The organism is Pseudomonas sp. 43A (assembly GCF_013363935.1).
In the GTDB taxonomy this organism is placed as follows: Bacteria; Pseudomonadota; Gammaproteobacteria; order Pseudomonadales; family Pseudomonadaceae; genus Aquipseudomonas; species Aquipseudomonas crudilactis.
This window is the reverse complement of record NZ_CP054880.1, coordinates 1,638,644-1,657,497: the sequence shown is the minus strand read 5'-3', so window position 1 is coordinate 1,657,497 and position 18,854 is coordinate 1,638,644. Positions and strand designations below refer to the sequence as shown.

General features: G+C 59.4%; 12 protein-coding genes. 5 read left to right on the top strand and 7 right to left on the bottom strand.

What is annotated here, in order from left to right:
- The first annotated feature begins 13 nt into the window (after positions 1–13).
- Positions 14–793 carry a carboxy-S-adenosyl-L-methionine synthase CmoA gene (gene cmoA, locus HUW52_RS07390; protein WP_016983666.1) on the top strand — a complete coding sequence of 260 codons (780 nt, stop codon included), beginning with the start codon at positions 14–16 and terminating at the stop codon, positions 791–793.
- Entirely contained in the window at positions 790–1,746 is a 957-nt protein-coding gene (gene cmoB, locus HUW52_RS07385; protein ID WP_016983665.1) for a tRNA 5-methoxyuridine(34)/uridine 5-oxyacetic acid(34) synthase CmoB, read from the top strand. The genes cmoA and cmoB overlap by 4 nt, the downstream gene beginning before the upstream one ends.
- A 268-nt stretch (positions 1,747–2,014) precedes the next feature.
- Here the strand turns inward: cmoB and tadA are convergent, their stop codons facing one another.
- The 7 genes from tadA to treP form a co-directional block, all read right to left on the bottom strand.
- On the bottom strand, positions 2,015–2,515 hold the full coding sequence (tadA, locus tag HUW52_RS07380; RefSeq protein ID WP_007916815.1) for a tRNA adenosine(34) deaminase TadA: 501 nt from the start codon (positions 2,513–2,515) through the stop codon (positions 2,015–2,017).
- The gene (locus tag HUW52_RS07375) at positions 2,515–3,891 is read right to left on the bottom strand and encodes a multicopper oxidase family protein (RefSeq protein ID WP_016984349.1); all 1,377 of its coding nucleotides are present in this window, start codon (positions 3,889–3,891) and stop codon (positions 2,515–2,517) included. Before HUW52_RS07375 ends, tadA begins: the two co-directional genes overlap by 1 nt.
- Before the next feature lie 117 nt (positions 3,892–4,008).
- Positions 4,009–4,299, bottom strand: coding sequence for a PTS transporter subunit EIIB (locus HUW52_RS07370; RefSeq protein WP_016984350.1), 291 nt, complete (start codon positions 4,297–4,299; stop codon positions 4,009–4,011).
- A gap of 2 nt (positions 4,300–4,301) precedes the next feature.
- Entirely contained in the window at positions 4,302–6,839 is a 2,538-nt protein-coding gene (gene ptsP / locus HUW52_RS07365; RefSeq protein WP_016984351.1) for a phosphoenolpyruvate--protein phosphotransferase, read from the bottom strand.
- A gap of 62 nt (positions 6,840–6,901) precedes the next feature.
- Positions 6,902–8,125, bottom strand: coding sequence for a carbohydrate porin (locus HUW52_RS07360; RefSeq protein WP_175553280.1), 1,224 nt, complete (start codon positions 8,123–8,125; stop codon positions 6,902–6,904).
- 108 nt (positions 8,126–8,233) lie between these two features.
- Complete coding sequence (gene treC, locus HUW52_RS07355) at positions 8,234–9,883, bottom strand: alpha,alpha-phosphotrehalase (RefSeq protein WP_016984353.1); 1,650 nt, start codon at positions 9,881–9,883, stop codon at positions 8,234–8,236.
- Between the two features lie 43 nt (positions 9,884–9,926).
- A complete protein-coding gene (gene treP, locus HUW52_RS07350) occupies positions 9,927–11,369 on the bottom strand; it encodes a PTS system trehalose-specific EIIBC component (RefSeq protein WP_016984354.1) in 1,443 nt (480 codons plus the stop codon).
- Between the two features lie 234 nt (positions 11,370–11,603).
- Here treP and treR point away from each other — a divergent pair, with 234 nt between their 5' ends.
- The 3 genes from treR to HUW52_RS07335 all read left to right on the top strand — a co-directional run bounded on the left by treR (position 11,604) and on the right by HUW52_RS07335 (position 18,767).
- Positions 11,604–12,308, top strand: coding sequence for a trehalose operon repressor (gene treR / locus HUW52_RS07345; RefSeq protein WP_016984355.1), 705 nt, complete (start codon positions 11,604–11,606; stop codon positions 12,306–12,308).
- A gap of 101 nt (positions 12,309–12,409) precedes the next feature.
- Entirely contained in the window at positions 12,410–15,502 is a 3,093-nt protein-coding gene (locus tag HUW52_RS07340; RefSeq protein WP_175553279.1) for a membrane-targeted effector domain-containing toxin, read from the top strand.
- 160 nt (positions 15,503–15,662) lie between these two features.
- Complete coding sequence (locus tag HUW52_RS07335; RefSeq protein ID WP_175553278.1) at positions 15,663–18,767, top strand: membrane-targeted effector domain-containing toxin; 3,105 nt, start codon at positions 15,663–15,665, stop codon at positions 18,765–18,767.
- Positions 18,768–18,854: the final 87 nt, after the last annotated feature.

Below are 18,854 nucleotides of genomic sequence, written 5' to 3'. Positions count from 1 at the left end.
CCTTTTGGCTAAAATGCCGGCCTTTTCCACCGACACCGCCGGAACCGCCGTGAGCAAAGAACCCGATCGCATTTTCGCCAAGCCCTTGGCCCAGGTACCTGACTTCGCCTTCAACGAAGACGTGGTGCGGGTGTTCCCGGACATGATCAAGCGCTCGGTGCCGGGTTACCCGACCATCGTCGAAAACCTCGGCGTGCTCGCCGCGCAGTTCGCTCAACCGAACAGCGTGCTCTACGACCTCGGCTCATCCCTGGGCGCGGTGACTCAAGCGTTGCGCCGCCATGTGCGCACCGACGGTTGCCGGGTGATCGCTGTGGATAACTCTGCTGCGATGGTCGAGCGCTGCCGCGAATACCTCAACGGTCAGGACTCGATGTTCCAGGAGTTGCTGCCGGTGGAAGTGATCGAAGGCGACATTCTCGCCCTGGATTTCCAGCCTGCTTCGGTGGTGGCGCTGAACTTCACCCTGCAATTCATCGCCCCGGATCAGCGTACGGCGCTGCTCGCGCGCATTCGCCAAGCGCTGCTGCCGGGCGGCGCGCTGATTCTCTCGGAGAAGCTGCGCTTCAACGATGCCGAAGAACACGCGCTGCTCACCGATCTGCACGTCGCCTTCAAACGCGCCAACGGCTACAGCGAACTGGAAATCGCCCAGAAGCGCAGCGCCATCGAAAACGTCATGAAGCCCGACAGCCTCGAAGAACACCGCGAACGCCTGCTGGCCGCCGGGTTCTCGAAAGTCGTGCCGTGGTTCCAGTGTCTTAACTTTGCCTCGTTGATTGCCTTGCCATGATTGATCTGTCCCCCCTCGCCCGCCGATTGGCCGGCACGCCGCTGGCCGAATGGGCCAACACCCTGCAGGCGCAACTCGACAAGAAAATGGAGAAAGGTCACGGCGACCTGGAGCGCTGGCAAAGTGCGCTGGATGCCCTGCCGAAGATCCAGCCGAGCGAAGTCGACCTGCTCAACGGTCTGAAACTCGACACCGACTGCGACGAGGAAACTCGTGCGCAGATGCGTACTGCGCTGATGGGCCTGTCGCCATGGCGCAAAGGCCCGTTCGATCTGTTTGGCGTGCACGTCGACACAGAATGGCGCTCGGACTGGAAATGGTCGCGCGTTGCTCCGCATCTGGACCTGAAAGGCAAACGCATCCTCGATGTTGGCTGCGGCAACGGTTATTACATGTGGCGCATGCTCGGCGCCGGGGCGAACAGCGTAATTGGTGTCGATCCAAATTGGCTGTTCTTCTGCCAGTTCCAGGCGGTGCAGCGTTATCTCTCAGAGCCGAACGCCTGGCACTTACCGTTCCCGTTTGAAGACCTTCCGCCGAATCTGGAAGGTTTCGACACGGTGTTTTCGATGGGCGTGTTCTACCATCGCCGCTCGCCGATCGAGCATCTGCTGGCGCTGAAGGATTGCCTGGTCAAGGGCGGCGAACTGGTGCTGGAAACGCTGGTGGTCGAAGGCGACAAGCATCAGGTACTGGTGCCGGAAGATCGCTACGCGCAGATGCGTAACGTGTGGTTCCTGCCGTCGGTGCCGGCGCTGGAGTTGTGGCTGCGTCGTGCCGGGTTCACCGATATTCGTTGCGTGGATGTGAGCACAACAACGGTTGAAGAACAGCGCGGTACCGAGTGGATGAAGTATCAGTCGCTGAGTGATTTCCTTGATCCGGAAGATCACAGCAAAACCATCGAAGGGTTGCCGGCGCCGATGCGCGCGGTGATTGTCGCTCGTAAATAATCCAATCGCCCAAGCACCGCGGTGAGCCCACCCCTCACCCCAGCCCTCTCCCCAAGGAGAGGGAGCCGATCTTGGGGCTTTTGAAGATCTGGGCTCAACTCGATATCCTGGTCGCCATATTTCTGCCAATCACCTCGGTCAGTCCCCTGTACCTCTGGAAGAGGGAGCCGATCCTTGGGCTTTTCAAAACTTGAGTTCGACTCGGAATCTCAGGTCGGCGAACCTCGCCCATCCAGCTCGGTCAGTCCCCTCTCCCTCGGGGAGAGGGTTAGGGTGAGGGGCTTTTCGCTCTTCGGGCGCGGAAGAACTCGGTCAACACCGCGCCACACTCCTCCGCCAACACCCCACCCTCATACAACACCCGGTGATTCAAAAAGCCCTGGGTAAAAAACTGCCCCTGACTCTGCACAATCCCCGCCTTCGGCTCCAATGCGCCATACACCACCCGCGCCACCCGCGAATGCACGATCAACCCGGCGCACATACTGCACGGCTCCAGCGTCACATACAGCGTGCTGCCCGGCAGGCGATAGTTATCCACGGCTTGCGCGGCCGCACGAATCGCGACCATTTCCGCATGGGCACTCGGGTCGCTGGTGCTGATCGGGCAATTGAAGCCGCGCCCGATGATCTCACCGTCCTGTACCAGCACCGCGCCGACCGGCACTTCACCCAGTGCTGCGCCTTGTGCAGCGAGGGTCAGCGCTTCACGCATGAAGTCTTGGTCACGGCTGCGGTCGATGATCGCCGCAGGGCGAATCTGGCGCATCACTTCACCTCGATGGCGGCCATCAGGCCGGTTTCCATGTGATCGATCACGTGGCAGTGGAACATCCACACACCCGGATTATCGGCCACCAACGCCACTTGCGCGCGCTCGTTCTTGCCCAGCAGATAGGTGTCGGTGAAGTACGGAATGATCTTGTGCCGGTTTGAGGCGATCACCTTGAAGCTCATGCCGTGCAGATGGATCGGGTGCTGATATTGGGTCATGTTCTTCAATTCGAAGATGTAGCTCTGCCCCAGTTTCAGACTGGCAATCGGCCGGTCGGCACAGGTCTTGTCGGTGATATCCCAGGCTTTGCCGTTGATCTGCCACAGACTCGGCGGTTTGCCGTTTTCGACGTTGACCGACACTGAGCCGACCCATTCGAAATTGAAGTTGAGTTTCTCGGCATTGGCCAGGTCCGGCTCAGCCACCGGGTTGGCCGGCAACGCTTTTGGCCAGTCGGTCGGCGCATCAGAATTGGCCACCGAACGTAGCGTGCCAAGACGCACCGGGCCATTGCGCAGCGACAATTCTTCGCCCGCCGCCGGCGCCTTGATCGCCAGGCAAATGCGCATGCCCGGGCCGAGCCAGTATTCCTTGCCCAGTGGGCGCGGCTCGACCGGGTTGCCGTCCAGCGCGTAGATCTGCGCTTCGACGCCAGGGATGTTGATGCGATACGTCAGGGTGTTATCGAGGTTAAGCAGACGCACGCGGGTAATCTGCCCGGCCGGCAAGTCGATCACAGGGGTCGGCACGCCGTTGATGGTCGACAAACGCCCTGCCGTGCCGCCACGTGCGGCTTCACGCGGGATGCTGAACTCGACGAAATTGCCTTCGTCATCGATGTGCCAGTTTTTCAGGCTCAGGGTCTTTTCGTACTTGAAGCCGGTCGGCTCGCGCTCTTCGATGATCAGCGGCCCGACCAGCCCGCGCCCCAGTTCTTCGCTGCTGCTGACGTGCGGGTGATACCAATAGCTACCGGCATCCGGCACGCGGAACTTGTAATCGAAGTACTCGCCCGGCAACACCGGCAGCTGCGACACGTACGGCACGCCGTCCATTTCCAGCGGCAGACGAATGCCGTGCCAGTGAATCGTGGTCGCCACCGGCAGATGGTTGATGAAGCGCACCCGCAGCCATTCACCCTGACGAACACGCAGCTCGGTGCCCGGCGCCGATGGACCGAACGCCCAGGCCTCGGTCTTGTGCCCCGGGACCAGTTCAACGTCCAGTGGCGCTGCGATCAGCTCGTAATCATGGCCCGCGTCAGCATCAGCCATTTTGCCCAGCCAGTAACGCGACGCGCCCCCCGCTCCAACGCCAACGACAACAAGACCGGCCAGGCCACCGAGGATTTGGCGACGGGTAAAGGACATGAACTCAACTACCTCACGTATCAGCGACGGCCCCTGAAGGTCCGTAAAAGGCGAATACGATACACCTGCGGTTGAGAAACAGTAAGGGCGACCTGAGGCCGCACTTATCCTTCGGGTTCAGGGCCGCAGGCCGGTAATCAAGTGCACCACGCCACGCTCTTGCAGCATGACACCCGCGACACCGGCATCGCTCAGCGCCTGGCGATCCATACGCGTCAAATCGCGCAACGCCACCCGCACCCGAGTCAACGCCACCGGTTGCTGCGACTTGAGGTTATCCGCGCCACCGAGTGCCGCGATGATCGCTGTGCTCAATCCGCCGTCAGGCTCGGCCTGCACTTTCGGTACGTCGGCCACGAGATCCGGAGTCAGGGCTTTCCAGAACGCCTTCTGCAATTTATCGAACATGTTCAGTTCTCCAGAACCGGTAAAGTATCGGCTGCCGCCTCGTGATACAGGTGCAGCGCCTCACGCACTTGTTCAGCACTCTCGAGCCCCAGCAGCTGTTCGGCTATGGCCTTGCAGTCGAGCAGATTCACCTCGCGCACCGCCGCTTTGATCGCGGGAATCTGCGGCACGCTCACGGACAATTCATCCACGCCAAGCCCCAGCAGTAGCGGCACCGCGAGCCGCTCGGAGGCCATCGCACCACACACGCCCACCCATTTGCCATGGGCGTGCGCGGCGTTGACGGTCATGGCAATCAGGCGCAGTACCGAGGGATGAAAGCTGTCCGCCTGACTGGCCAGACGCGGATGATCGCGATCCATCGCCAGGGTGTATTGCGTCAGATCGTTGGTGCCGATCGAAAAAAAATCCACATGCGGCGCAAACCGGTCAGCCATCAATGCCGCCGCCGGGACTTCGATCATGATACCCAGCTTCGGCAGTTGGCCAAGATTCAGCGCCTGGGCTTGCTCCTCCAGTATCTGCCGGGCCTGACGCAATTCCGCAAGCTGGGTAACCATCGGCAGCATGATGTGCAGACGCGTCAGGCCGACACTGCCGAGGATCGCCCGAAACTGCTCGCGCAACAGGTCCGGTCGCGCCAGACACAGTCGGATCCCGCGCAGTCCGAGGAACGGATTGGTTTCACTGTCCATCGGCACGTACGCCAGCGGCTTGTCGCCGCCGACATCCAGCGTGCGCACCACCAGATTATGCGCGGGGCCTACCGCCCGGGCGATGGCGTTATAGGTCGACACTTGTTCGTCGCGCGTGGGTGCATGATTGCGATCCAGATACAGAAACTCCGAACGCAAAAGCCCCACGCCTGCACCGCCCAAGGTCATCGCCTGCTCGGTTTCGCTCAGCGAGGCGACGTTGGCTGTCACTTCGACGTGATGCCCGTCGCGGGTACGGGCGGCCAGCGCCGCCTGCGCGTGTTCATGCTGATGGCGCAGACGTTGTCGCTCATGCCGGGCCTGCCATTGACTGATGGCCACGGCCCCCGGATTCAACTGCAACTCGCCTTTGTCGGCATCGAGTAATACCTGGGCGCCATTGGCTAACGCGAGCATTTGCGCAGGCATCCCGCAGATCGCTGGCAGACCCCACGCTCGGGCCAGAATGGCCACATGACTGGTTGCCCCACCGCCCACCGTGGCGAACCCCAACACCTTGTCGGTATCGAGTCCGGCGGTTTGCGAAGGCGTCAGTTGATCGGCGATCAGGATTGTCCCGGCCGGCAGCGCCAGCGCCTGCTCGCTGACCCCGAGGATCAGTTTCAGGACCCGCGAGCCGACATCAGCCAGATCCGCCGCCCTTTCCGCCAGCAACGGACTACCGAGTTGCTGGAAAAGTACCGCTGTCGACTCGGTGGCTGCGCGCCAGGCAAACGCCGCACTTTTGCCCTCGGCGATCATCACCTGAGCCTGATCGAGCAGGCCTGGATCGGCGAGGAGTTCCTGGTGCGCCTTGAAGATTTCCGCCTGAGCATCGCTGCCGGCAATGTCGCGCAGATGCTGCAAGGCCATATCGGCCTCGATCAGCGCGTTTGCCAGCGTTTCGCGCTCGATATGCGAACCGACGCCGAACGTATTCACCTCGAGCGTCGGTTCGCTGATCTGCATCACTTGCCCCAACGCCGAACCGGGTGAAGCACAGACCCCGCGTAACACCGTCAGGGTTTCTGGCTCGGCGGGCTCGACTGTCGCCGCCGTCGTCGAAGCGGTCACCGCTTCGCCGCAGCCCTCGGCCAGCAGTCGGGCCAGCGTGTTGACCGCGACTTCCGCGTCTTCGCCCTGCGCACTTACCTGCACGCTGTCCCCCCAAGCCGTCTGCAACGCCATGATCGCTACCAATGACTTGGCGTTGGCTTCAGCCTGCTGTCTGTGCAAATAAATCCGCGCAGAAAAAGCCTTCGCCGCCTGCGCCAGAACGGCCGCCGGACGCGCGTGCAGACCATTGGGGTTGGGCAGTCTCAGCAACGGCGAAAACAGCCTTTCACCTTCGGCCCCCACCGACGCTTCGCTGGTCACCTCTGGATTGGCAAGGCTCAACAGCGGCTGGCCGATTTCGACCAGACCGGTGGGCGCGGCCAGCCAGGTGAATGGCTCACCGCTGACCACCAACATCAGGGTCATCAGACTGCGGGCGTGCAGCGCGATGTAATCGGCGTCGAACTCGATCAGCGCCTGCCCGGCTTCAACCCGCTGACCTTCCTCGACCCGTCGGCTAAACCCCTGCCCCGCCAGATTCACCGTATCCAGACCGATGTGCATCAATACCTGAACGCCATTGTCATCGGTGATGCTCACCGCATGCCCGCTGGCCTGCACGGTGCTGACCACCCCGGCCAGCGGCGCGCACAGCGTTGCCGAAGTCGGGTCGATGCACAGGCCGTCGCCGATCACTCGGCTGGAGAACACTTGATCCGGCACTTGATCAAGCGGTATCAGCACGCCGGACAAAGGTGCCAGCAATTGCAATTGTTGGGGTGTGGCCATGGACGTCACCTGCAGTTTGTTCTCTGAAGTGCCCGTGGAGCGCAACGCCCCACCAGCATTGCTTATTTCCACCAGTATTCGACCTGCAATCCGACGTTCGCACCGTGGCGAGCGGTGCCGAAGGCACCGGTGTCCGACAGCGCCGAGCCCTTGGCCAGTTCATTGGCCGCCCGCTTCGCGGCCTCGTTCCAGGTGGCGTAGGTGTAATACAGACGCACCTCGGGCCGGGCCCAGAATTCCGGCCCCTTGGGGGACCAGGTTGGGGCCACGGTGAACTTGCTCAGCTTGCGCGTGCCGCCCGCTGCTTCGACTTGATCGTGGCCCAGCTCGGTCACCAGTTTGAATTGTTCGGTGAGCGCATAAGTCGGCCGCACACCCAGGGATATCCAGTTCTGATCGGCACCGTCCGCACGAATGTCTTTCTGGTAGACCGCCTCGAACTGCCCGCCAAAGTTGTGTGTCACCTGCCAATCGAAAAACTCCACGATCCGGTAACTCTTGTTGCTGTCGTCCAGCCTGACGTTGCCGGTGTAGCCCAACCCGGTGCCGGGCCCTTCCCCGTATTGCAGGGCGAGTTTGTTCTTGCCGCCGAAAAAGTCCTTCTGCACATGCTGGGTGGTGACCGCCCAGCCCCGGTGTGCATCGCGACTGTCGGGTTTGGCGATGAAGCTCAAGCCGAACTCAAGCGCTCCGCCTGGATTGCTATCGAACCCGGCCACGTTGAAGTCGTGCCGGTTGATGTAGTCCTTCTGGTACAGGTTGTCCTTGCGTGAGAAGGCGTAGCTGTATTTCAGATCGCCGATCAGTACGTCTTCGACGCCGCCGCCCGTGGCGCTCTGGTTCCAGTAATAGAAGTCGGAAATGTGGATGTCATTACGTTTGTAGTAGCGACGCCCGGCCCACAGTGAACCACCGTTGAGCGCAGGCAGGTTCGACCACTGTGTGTACAGCTGTGGCAGGCGCACCGAGCCGTTGTCTTCGTTGAACGTCAGGCTGCGGTTGTAGCGGTTGTACAACGAGGCCATGCCGTCGACGCTGAACACCGAGCCGTCATCGAAGGTGTACAGATCCTGACGCAACTCCAGTTCGCCGTACTGCTCGCATTCATTACCCAGACGGTATTTGGTTTGCGCCCCCGGCAATTGAAAACACGACTGGCCGCCGCCCTTGAGCGAGTTGCCGAAGCCACTGCGCAGGTAACCGCCGAACTCCAGCGCGGGTGACGACTGTGGGAACGCGAGGCATATACCTGCGATTGCAAGGCTGCGATTTATTGTTGTTTTCATTAAGCCATCCCATTGTTTTTATTGTGTGCTTGCATGAATTCAGCGCGCAAAACTCCCCCGCGCAGGGCTCTGCGTGTTTTTTGGAAACGTTGGTGTTGCCGTCAGGGATCAGGAATCGATCAGATGCAGGACGAATGATTCGTAAGGTCGCAACGTTATCTGTCGACGGCGCAACGGGCCGTCCGGGTAATTGCTGATCAACTGGCGCTGGCTCATCGACTCGCTGATGACCGTCGATGGCAATTGCACTTCACAGGTTGTCCCGTAGAAGTTGTTCACCACCAACAAACGCTCGGCGTCACCTTCACGCACATAAGCCCAGACTTGCGGATGCTCCAGCAGCAATTGCCGGTATTGCCCCTCGGTGATCAAAGACTCGCGGCGACGCAGCGCGATCAGATGACGGTAGTGATGCAGCACCGAGTCCGGGTCGTCGAGCTGATTGGCGACGTTGATCTGCGCGGCATTGGCGGGTACTCCGATCCACGGTTCGCCACTGCTGAAACCGGCGTTTGGCCCGGTGTTCCAGTGCATCGGTGTGCGACCGTTATCGCGGGACTTCTGCATGATCGCCGCCATGTTGTCGGCATCGCTGCTGCCGGCTTCGCGCTTGAGCCGAAAGATATTCAGCGTCTCGACATCGCGATAATGCTCGATCGACTCGAACCCCGGATTGGTCATGCCCAACTCTTCGCCCTGATACACGAACGGCGTGCCCTGTAAAAAGTGCAGCGCGGTGCCGAGCATCTTTGCCGAGAGTTCGCGGTACTCGCCGTCATTGCCGAAGCGCGAGACCACTCGCGGTTGATCGTGGTTACACCAGAACAACGCGTTCCAGCCGCCGCCAGCCTGCATGCCGGTCTGCCAGTCGGACAGAATGCGCTTGAGCTGGAGGAAGTCGAAATCGGCACGTACCCATTTCTGCAGGTTCGGATAATCGACTTTCAGATGATGAAAGTTGAAGGTCATCGACAGTTCTTTCGACTGCGGATTGGAGTACCGGATGCAGTGTTCGAGGCGGGTGGATGACATCTCGCCGACGTTGATCAGGTCATGCCCTTCGAAGACTTCGCGATGCATCTGTTGCAGGTATTCGTGAACGTTTGGCCCGTCGGTGTAAAAGCGTCGGCCGTCGCTGTGATCTTCGGGGAAGTCGGCAGGCTTGGAGATCAGGTTGATCACGTCCAGACGAAAGCCGCCCACGCCCTTGTCACGCCAGAAGCGCATCATCTTGAACACTTCAGCGCGCACCTTGGGATTGTCCCAATTGAGGTCCGCCTGGGTGTGGTCGAACAGATGCAGGAAGTATTGGCCGGTCTGGGCTTCGTACTCCCATGCGGAACCACCGAACTTGGATTCCCAGTTATTCGGCTGATCACGCCAGATATAGAAGTCGCGATAAGGATTGTCGAGGCTGCTGCGCGCCTGCTGGAACCATTCGTGCTCGATCGAGGTGTGATTGACCACGATGTCGAGCATCAACTTGATGCCGCGTTTGCCGGCTTCGGCAATCAGCAACTCGCAGTCGGCCATGCTGCCGTAACTCGGGTCGATCGCGTAGTAATCGCTGATATCGTAGCCGTTGTCACGTTGCGGCGAACGCAGGAATGGCGTGATCCACAAACAGTCGACACCCAGCCAGTGCAGGTAGTCGAGTTTGGCGACAATGCCGAGCAGATCGCCGGTCGGATTGCCGGCGTGGCTGTGGAAACTCTTCGGGTAGATCTGGTAGATCACTGAACGTTGCCAGTCTTGCATGGCACATTTTCCTCTTGAATTTACGAGTCCTGCAGGTGCGACTTCAGGCAACCCGGTAACCAGGACGGACAATCTTCATGCTCAGCGCACAGGTCAGAACGAACGGCACAACCATGGCAATCAGCATCCCGATCACAAACATCGGGATGAACTGCGGCATGATCGAGATGAAACCGGGCAGGCCGCCGACGCCGATGGCCGACGCCTGAATCTTGTTCAGCGAAAGGAAAATGCAACCCAAAGCGGAGCCGGCCAGTGCGGCGTAGAACGGAAACTTGTAGCGCAGATTGACGCCGAACATCGCGGGTTCGGTGATACCGAAGTAGGCAGAAATAGCCGAGGTCGACGCCATGCTCTTGTCCCGTGCACTACGGGTCATCCAGAACACCGCCAGGGCGGCACTGCCTTGAGCGAGGTTGGACATGACGATCATTGGCCAGATGAAGGTGCCACCTTGGGTCGAGATCAATTGCAGGTCGACCGCGAGGAACATGTGGTGCATGCCGGTGATGACCAGCGGCGCATACAGCAGACCGAAAATCGCGCCCCCGACCATCGGCGCCAGGTCAAACAGCATGACCAGGCCCTCGGTGATGAAAATGCCGATGTGACGGGTCAACGGGCCGATCACCGCCAGCGCCAGCACGCCGGTGACGACGATGGTGGTGATCGGTACCACCAGTAATTGAATGGCGTTGGGTACGCGCGCGCGCAACCATTTTTCGATGACGCTCATGACGTAAGCGGCCAGCAATATCGGCAGGATCTGACCCTGGTAACCGACTTTCTCGACTTCAAACAAACCGAGAATGTCGAAGTACGGCATTTGCTGACCGTCGAGCCCGGCAACGGCCTTGCCGTAGTTCCAGGCGTTGAGCAGGTCCGGGTGAACCAGCATCAGGCCCAGCACGATGCCGAGGATTTCACTGCCGCCAAAGCGCTTGGCCGCCGACCAGCCCACCAGCGCCGGCAGAAAGACAAAGGAGGTGTTGGCCATCAGATTGATCAGGCTCCAAAGCCCGTCGAGTTTCGGGTAGGCGTCCAGCAGCGTCTGCCCTTCGATGAACATGCCCTTGGCACCGAGCAGATTGTTGATGCCCATCAGCAGGCCGGCAATGATCAGCGCAGGGAGGATCGGCATGAACACATCGGAAAACACCCGCACCAGACGCTGCATGGCGTTGATCTTTTCGGCGCTTTTCTGTTTGACGTCAGCGATGGTCGAGGCGGCGAGACCGGTTTGACGGCGCAGCTCGGCGTAGACTTTCTCCACCTCGCCCGGCCCGATCACCACCTGGTACAAACCACCGGTGAAGAACGAGCCTTTGACCAGATCGATCTGATTGAGCGTGGCGCTGTCGACCAGGCCCGGATTCTTCAACGCCAGGCGCAAACGCGTGACGCAGTGCGCGGCCTGTTCGAGGTTTTCGCTACCGCCAAGGCTTTGCAACAGCTCTCTGGCGATATTCGGATAGTCGTGGCTCATGCTAGTTCTTCCGCTGTGGATTGTTGTTATTGGCAGCATGCCGAAGCGAAAAGTACTCGTCTGTACGAGTTAATGCAACAACTCGTACAGACGAGTTTGTTTTTGTATGTTTTTGCCGGATCAACCGGGATATTTCCTACTTCACCTTCAGGCGATTCCAATCCCTGAATGGACAAAGCCCTACCCTGCCCTTAAGGTTCGAAGCTTTGAGTTCAGCCGGCAGCGAGCACCTCCATGAGTAAATACAACCAGATCTATAGCGATCTGCTGGCCAGCATTACCACCGAACGCCTGGAACGCGGCGCGCGACTGCCCTCCGAAACCGAACTGATGGACAGCTATCAGGCCAGCCGCGGCACCGTCCGCAAGGCGATCGAGCTGCTGCAGGAACGCGGTTTCGCGCAGAAGGTGCATGGCAAAGGTACGTTCGTCCTGTCGACCAACCCGATCGAGTTTCAACTCGGTGGCATTGTCAGTTTTCAGGAAACCTATCCGCGGCTGGGAAACGACGTCAGCACCGACGTCGTCGAGCTGACTCAGTTCGCGCTCGAAGGCAGTCTGCTCGAGCACATCAAGGCCGAGCCCGGCAGCCTGATAACCCGGGTCAAACGTGTACGGCGGATTGACGGCAAACGGGTCATCCTCGACATCAATCATTTTGTCACCGAGGTTATTCCCGGCCTGTCGCTCGATATCGCCGAGCAATCGATCTACGCCTATATCGAACAGACCCTGCAGCTGCAGATCGCTTACGCCCAGCGCACCATCGAAGCGCAGCCACGCAGCAGGGACGACCAGTTGCATCTGGATCTCGATGGCCAGAGCCACGTGATCGTGGTCAGCAACCAGACGTTCCTGCAGGACGGCCGGCAATTCGAATACACCGAGTCACGGCACACCCTGGACAAGTTCTACTTCTCCGACGTGGCCCGGCGCTGACCCCTGCACATTTCGCACGGTAATGTGCGGTACATAGGTAGTGCACTCCCCTTGAGCGATTGAGCCATGCTCGGCGTTCATTTCTCAAGGATGGAGAAAGCATGACATCGCCCGAACAGCGCCCTCTGCCGAATGCAGCAGACAAAGCCTCTCTCAAAGCCATGGCTGCGACAGTCGTTCAAATGTGCCCAGGCCTTCACGACGAGGCGCATCAAGTCGCCCGCGAGTTGCTGGAGCGTAAGCACCTGAAGGGGATCGATCCGGACCGGGTCTATTTCCATCGATTCAAATCTGCGCAAAGCAGCACCCGCTCGTTTACCGGCTGGGAGCACATCCGCGAAAAGCCCTACGAATCGATAACCCTCACACAACTGGTGATTCATCGCTTTCGGGCCACCGATCAGGACAACGCTGACCTGCTGGATCTCTATGCCGGTTTCTATACCGACGGCCCCGACACCGAAGATTTCGATCACCGCAATGAATGTCGCCTGCACGGCAACGAGGTACTCGACGCCTTCTGGGACATCGACTTCAGCACGCGGTACCACAACCAGCTGACGGCCTTCTGGAACACCCACGGCAATGATTTTCGCACGCTGGCCAAATGCACTTTTCTCAGCCGTGCGGTGCAGGCACTTGAACTCAAGCAACTGACCGACAGTGATTTCCAGTGCATCGTCGGCGCGCTGATCGGGCCTGTCACCTGGCCGGTGACCCTGGCAATGATGCAATCGAGCCACACCGTGGACGGTGACGTGCGCGCTTTCGATATCAGTGGACATGTCGCCACCAATCTCCTGCGCGTCGTCGCCCCCACTGGCCGGCAGATCATCTATATGCCCGGTGAAGAGTTGGCATTCGTCGTCAGGCAAACGCCGGCGGACATGCACTGGTGGGTGCTCGAACAGATGAATCAAGATACTCGGCGGCAGCATTTCTTCAGTCACTTTCCACTCGCCGAACGTCAGCAAATGACCGAGAACATCACCGATCTGATGAACCGGCTGGTGAGCACCTGGGGCCACGCCGATCATCATCTGATCAATCAGCACAACCTGGCGATCAGTGGTGATGCGTTCAGTGGATTACGTGACACCACCCGCAACGCAATGTTCGCCGAAGCCAGCCTGTCGCTGACGTCCAACGGCGATCTGCGTAAAAAACTGTGGATCGGTTATTTGAGCGCCGGCCTCAAGGTGTTCGGCCCGATGGCCGCTGTCGGCTGGCCTGTTGCGCTGCCGGTGATTGGCGCCGGCATTGCCAGCATGGGCTTGAACATCGATCAGGCGGTCAACGGCAAAACCGCCAGCGAACGCAAGGCCGGGGTGCTTGGCGCCGTGGCGAGCGGGATTGAAACGCTGTTCAATCTCCCGTTCCTCAAAGGCACCGGTGCAATGCTCGAGACAGGCGTACAGGTCGAAGCGGCCGAGGCAACGGAAATGGCGGAGCTGATCGACTCAGCGTCGGTCGTGGAACCGGAGCCGTCTGTCGATACGCAGCAAATCATGGTTCCGAATACTACCGACGCCTTCGTCTCTGAACCTGATCCCCCCAGACTGATTCCGGCAGCCAGCGCGCCACCGCCACAAGTTCCGCACAAATACTTGTGCAATGAACTGCTCGACGGTTGGCAAGCGGAAAGCGAACCTGGACAGTTCGAAGGCATTTTTCGACTTGATGCTGATCCTCCCTACGCCGTCCTGCTGGATGAAAATCCTTACTACGTCAAATACTTCACCGACTCGCGTGGGGGTGGCTATTGGGCAATCGTTGACCCAGAGCGACCCAATCAGCTTGTTCATTCATTACCGATTCGCCTTAATGCCGAAGGTCTGTGGGAGCGTATGCGATCGCTGGGCCTTTCGGGCGGCGGCCAGTGCATGGGCAAGGCGTGTGCCCCGGATATCGCGCTCGACACCTTTGCCCCCCCAGCGCCCGAAGTGGCTATCGCACCGGAGTTCGAATCAGTCGCGACAGTCGTTCGCCCGATCCGCATCGTGCCCTCTGCCTACGATATCGAGCCGACGGTGCGCCGTTCGATAAAAGGCTGGGCGCTGAACCTGAACGAAACCCATGCCCAGCTGCTGCCCGATGCCTCCGGCGCGTTCAGCATGGCCGACCCCTTTGAGCTATACGCGGTGAGCAAGCGCAAACTGTTGCAGACCGCCGCCAGAAAATTCTTCAGCAATCTTCCATGGATTACCTCGCCTGCGCGACCGCCAACGCCAGAAATCACGGCACCGCTGGACATTCCCGGCCTGTTGGATCGCATCTTTGAATCAGCCTCGGGGCTGGTGGTGGGCGAAACCCTGGATCGCATCGCCAGCATGCGCTTCATGATTGAAAACATGCCTGCTCTGGCCAGGCACGCAAAAACCCTCTACATGCGCGGGATCCTCAGTGACTTCGCTCAAGTGGAATTGAATCGCTACTTCACCTCCGGCACCCTGTCGACGGACCTGCAAACCTACCTGACCGGCCTGGGCACCGATCCGGCGGGGCGCTTCAATGCGTTGGAACTGGTCAAGGTTGCCAGGCAAAACGGTGTTCGTATCCAAGGGATTGACTGCGCCGCGAGCTACAAGATGAAGTCCCCGCTATCGCCCTATGACGAGCAGATGATCGGTACTTATCTGGCGAGCGACATCATGACGGGAGACACCTACCTCAACAGCCCCCAGAAATGGATCGTGCTGATCAGTGCGCAAAACACCAATACGCTCAGAGGCCTTGCCGGTATCAGCGAAATAAAGGGTGGGATCGGGTTGCGCATCGAGGAAGTCGGGATGGAAGCGATCATGGACATCGAGGCTGATCCGGGTATCGAAGTGCGTCGTGGATCATTTCCAAACGGCTCGGCATCACAAGGCAATAACGATGTGCTGCGCGCTGACCTGCGTCTCCGCGTACCGGCCGAACCGGTGAACTGGACTGAGGAGACGTTAGAGAATCTGTTGCACAGGCGTGGCATGTTCATGCTCAGAAAAATCGCCGACACCTACACCGTGGTGCACCGCAGCAAACAGGGCATGCTGGTGCGAACGCGCGTGAGTCAACTGGCGGACGGAGGCGTTTCGTTGCACCGCCCGTCATGGCCGCAAGTGAACGATGTCCCGTTCGCCAGCATCGAGCAAATGTCTAACCGATTGGTCGAAATGGGCCTGACATTACAAAGCCGTCTTCCGGACTGACAGCCTGGCCCGAGACAGCCGCTGCCCTGCCCTCGGGAGCCGTTGCTCAGCCGGATCACGCCATCCGTCGGCCTTGCAGCAGGCAATACATATGTAGTGCATCGCTCTTGAGCCGTTCGGTCATGCTTGATTCTCGTTTTCCCCATGGATGGAGAAGTACATGAACGCTCCCGAACGCCGTCTGCTGCCGAACGCAGCTGACAAGGCCAGCCTCAGGGCAATCGCTACATCACTCGTGCAGGCTTGCCCCAGCCTGCTGGAGGCGGCCCGTGAGGTCGCCCTTCAATTGCTGATCGACAAAGGACTGCCGGGCCTTGATCCGGACCGTGTCTATTTCCACCGATTCAGGGCCGCGCAGAGCAGCAACCTGACCTTCACCGGCTGGGAACATCTGCTGGAAAAGCCCTATGAATCGTTGACCCTCACCCAACTGGTAATCCAGCGCTTTCGCGCCACCGATCAGGACAATGCCGATCTGCTGGGGCTGTACTGCGGCTTTTACGCAGACGGGCCGCAGGCCGACAACTTCAATCAGGATAATGAAATTCGACTGCTGGGCAGCGATGTGCTGCAGGCGTTCTGGAATATCGATTTCAGCACCCGCTACATCCAGCGACTGACCACTTACTGGCAAACCTCCTCGCACCATTTCCGAACACTGGCCAAATGCAATTTTCTCAGCCTGGCAGTACAGGCGCTGCAACAGGGCCACCTTGACGGTACAGACTTTCAACGCGTAATCGATTCGGTCATCGGCTCCGTGACCTGGCCTGTCACCCTGCAAATGCTACAAGCCACGCACCCGGTGGGCGCTCATGTACGCGCGCTGGATCTCGATGGGCACGTCGCCACCCATGCGCTGCGTTTCGTTGAGGACAATGGTCGGCAAACCCTTTACTTACCCGGCGAAGTGCAACCCTTTCGGCTGATGGAAGATCAAGCGGATCTGCACTGGTGGATGCTTGAACAGATGAATACGGAGGATAAGCGCAAGATCTTCATGAACCGCTTCTCCCTGGCCGACCGCAACCGGATGGGCGAAAAACTCAACGACCTGATGACTCGCCTGGTCAGCACCTGGGGTCATAGCGATCACCGGATGATCAACCACGGCAACGTCACCATCAGCGGTGACGCGTTCACCTGGTTAAGCGATTCGACACGCAGCGCCATGTTTGCCGAAGCAGACATGGCGCTGACCTCCAACAGCGATCTGCGCAAAAAACTCTGGATGGGTTACCTCAGTGCCGGTCTCAGGGTATTCGGCCCGCTGGCAACTGTAGGATGGCCACTGGCACTGCCGGTGATTGGCGCCGGGATCGCCAATATGGGGTTGAACATCGATCTGGCGGTCAACGGCAGGACGGCTGTCGAGCGCAAGGCCGGCACCCTTGGCGCGGTGCTCAACGGCATTGAAGTACTGTTCAACGTTCCGTTCCTGATCGGTACCGGCGCGCATCTGGAAGTGGGCCCGCAGGTCGAGTTTGCCGAAGCCGAAGAAATGGCCGGGCTGATTGAGTTCACCTCGGGCAACGATCCATTTCTGCCACCGCTGGATCAGGCGCCGTTGCTGACCACTGACGAGGAGACTGACGAGATGGCAAACGCAATTCCCATCGAGACATCACCCCGCCCCACGCTGCACGGTCCGCTCGCGCCACAGATTCCTGCCCGCTACCAGTGCAACGAATTGCTTGATCGTTTTTCTGTAGAGACCAAGTCCGGGAAGTTTCAAGGCATTTACCGACTCGGCAACGCTCAGCCCTATGCCATCGAGATCGAAGGCAACGCGTACTACGTGCGGTACTTCGACGCCTCCGGGGACAGTGGCAGTTGGGCCATCGTCGATCCGGAACACCCCAACCAGTTCGCGTATTCATTGCCAGTGCGTTTCAGCGCAACCGGCAAATGGGAGCGCACGCCGGCGCTGCGTCTCAGAGGCGGCGGGCAGTGCGTGGGCACGCCATGTGCGTCAGAAATCGAACTGACCTCGCAGGTCATCTCATCAACCCCATCGCCAGGCCTGCCATTGGTCGAACCGGTGCCATCCACTGCCCGTCCGCTACGTTTGGTGACCACCCTCGGTGAAATCGGAGAGCTGGACGTGGCCAAACTGAAAAAGTGGGCAATGAACCTGCCACAGGATTCTGCCGATATGGCGAACATCTCCCCAGACCATCCATCTGACGAAGAACAATTCACGCTGTTCTTCAGCCAAAAACGCACACGACTCCTGAACGAAGCCAAAGAGCATTACTCAGAGCTGGACTGGACCAATCTGCCTGCACGTCCGGTAATACCCGAAGTCAGTCACACGATGCCGACCGATGAGCTCATTGATCGCGTCTTCGAGAAAACGCTGGGGCTGGTAGTGGGAGAAACTCTCGATCGCATCACCAGCATGCGATTCATGATCAGCAACATGCCAGCATTTGCACGACACATCACGACGCTCTACGTGGGGGACCTGCTGAGCGATTTTGCCCAGATGGACCTGAACGCTTTCTACACGACCGGGCAAATGTCAGAGGATCTGCGGATTTATCTGGGCAGCCTCGGAACCGATCCTGACGAGACGTCCAACATCCTCGAACTGGTCAAGACCGCGCAGGCAAATGGCGTACGCGTTCAAGGCCTTGGTTGCGCGGCGATCTCCAAAATGAAAGTGCCGCTCACCTCGATTGAGGAGCAAATGATGAACGCTCAGCAGATGAACCGAATCATGTGGGGCGACGCACTCCTCAATCGACCGGGCAAATGGGTAGCTTTGGTCGATGCACAGAACACCAATAATTTCAGAAATCTGCCAGGCATCAGCGAACTCAGAGGCGGTATCGGCTTGCGTATCGAAGAATCCTCACCTTCGGAAGTGCCAGGAGTCAGCATCGACCCGGGAGTCAAGGTGGCTCGCGGGCCCTTCGACAATGGTGCATCGACCCGCAACTCGTTCGACTACCTTTACGCTGACCTGCGTCTGCAAATCGACGCGCCGCCGGTGATCTGGAAAGAGGCGGCGCAGGCACGCCTGCTCCATCGCAATGGCATGTACCTCGTTGAGAAATCGCAAAACGGTTACACGCTGGTGCGGCGCGGCAGTACAGGCAGCATTGTTCGAACGCCGGTGAACCTGACGCAGGACGGCCAGGCTTATATCTGGCTTCAGTCAATGCCGCGCATTAGTGGCGTATTGTTTCCAGATATCGCAGCGTTATCTCAGCGCCTGATAGAAATAGGCCTGAAACTGCAAAGCCGCTTACCCACCTGAAAGGATTCGAGCGGCGATTGAAACGAAAAACCCCTGGCCTGGGCCAGGGGTTTTCGTTCACTCAATACCAGCTTCGACGCGCGGCAG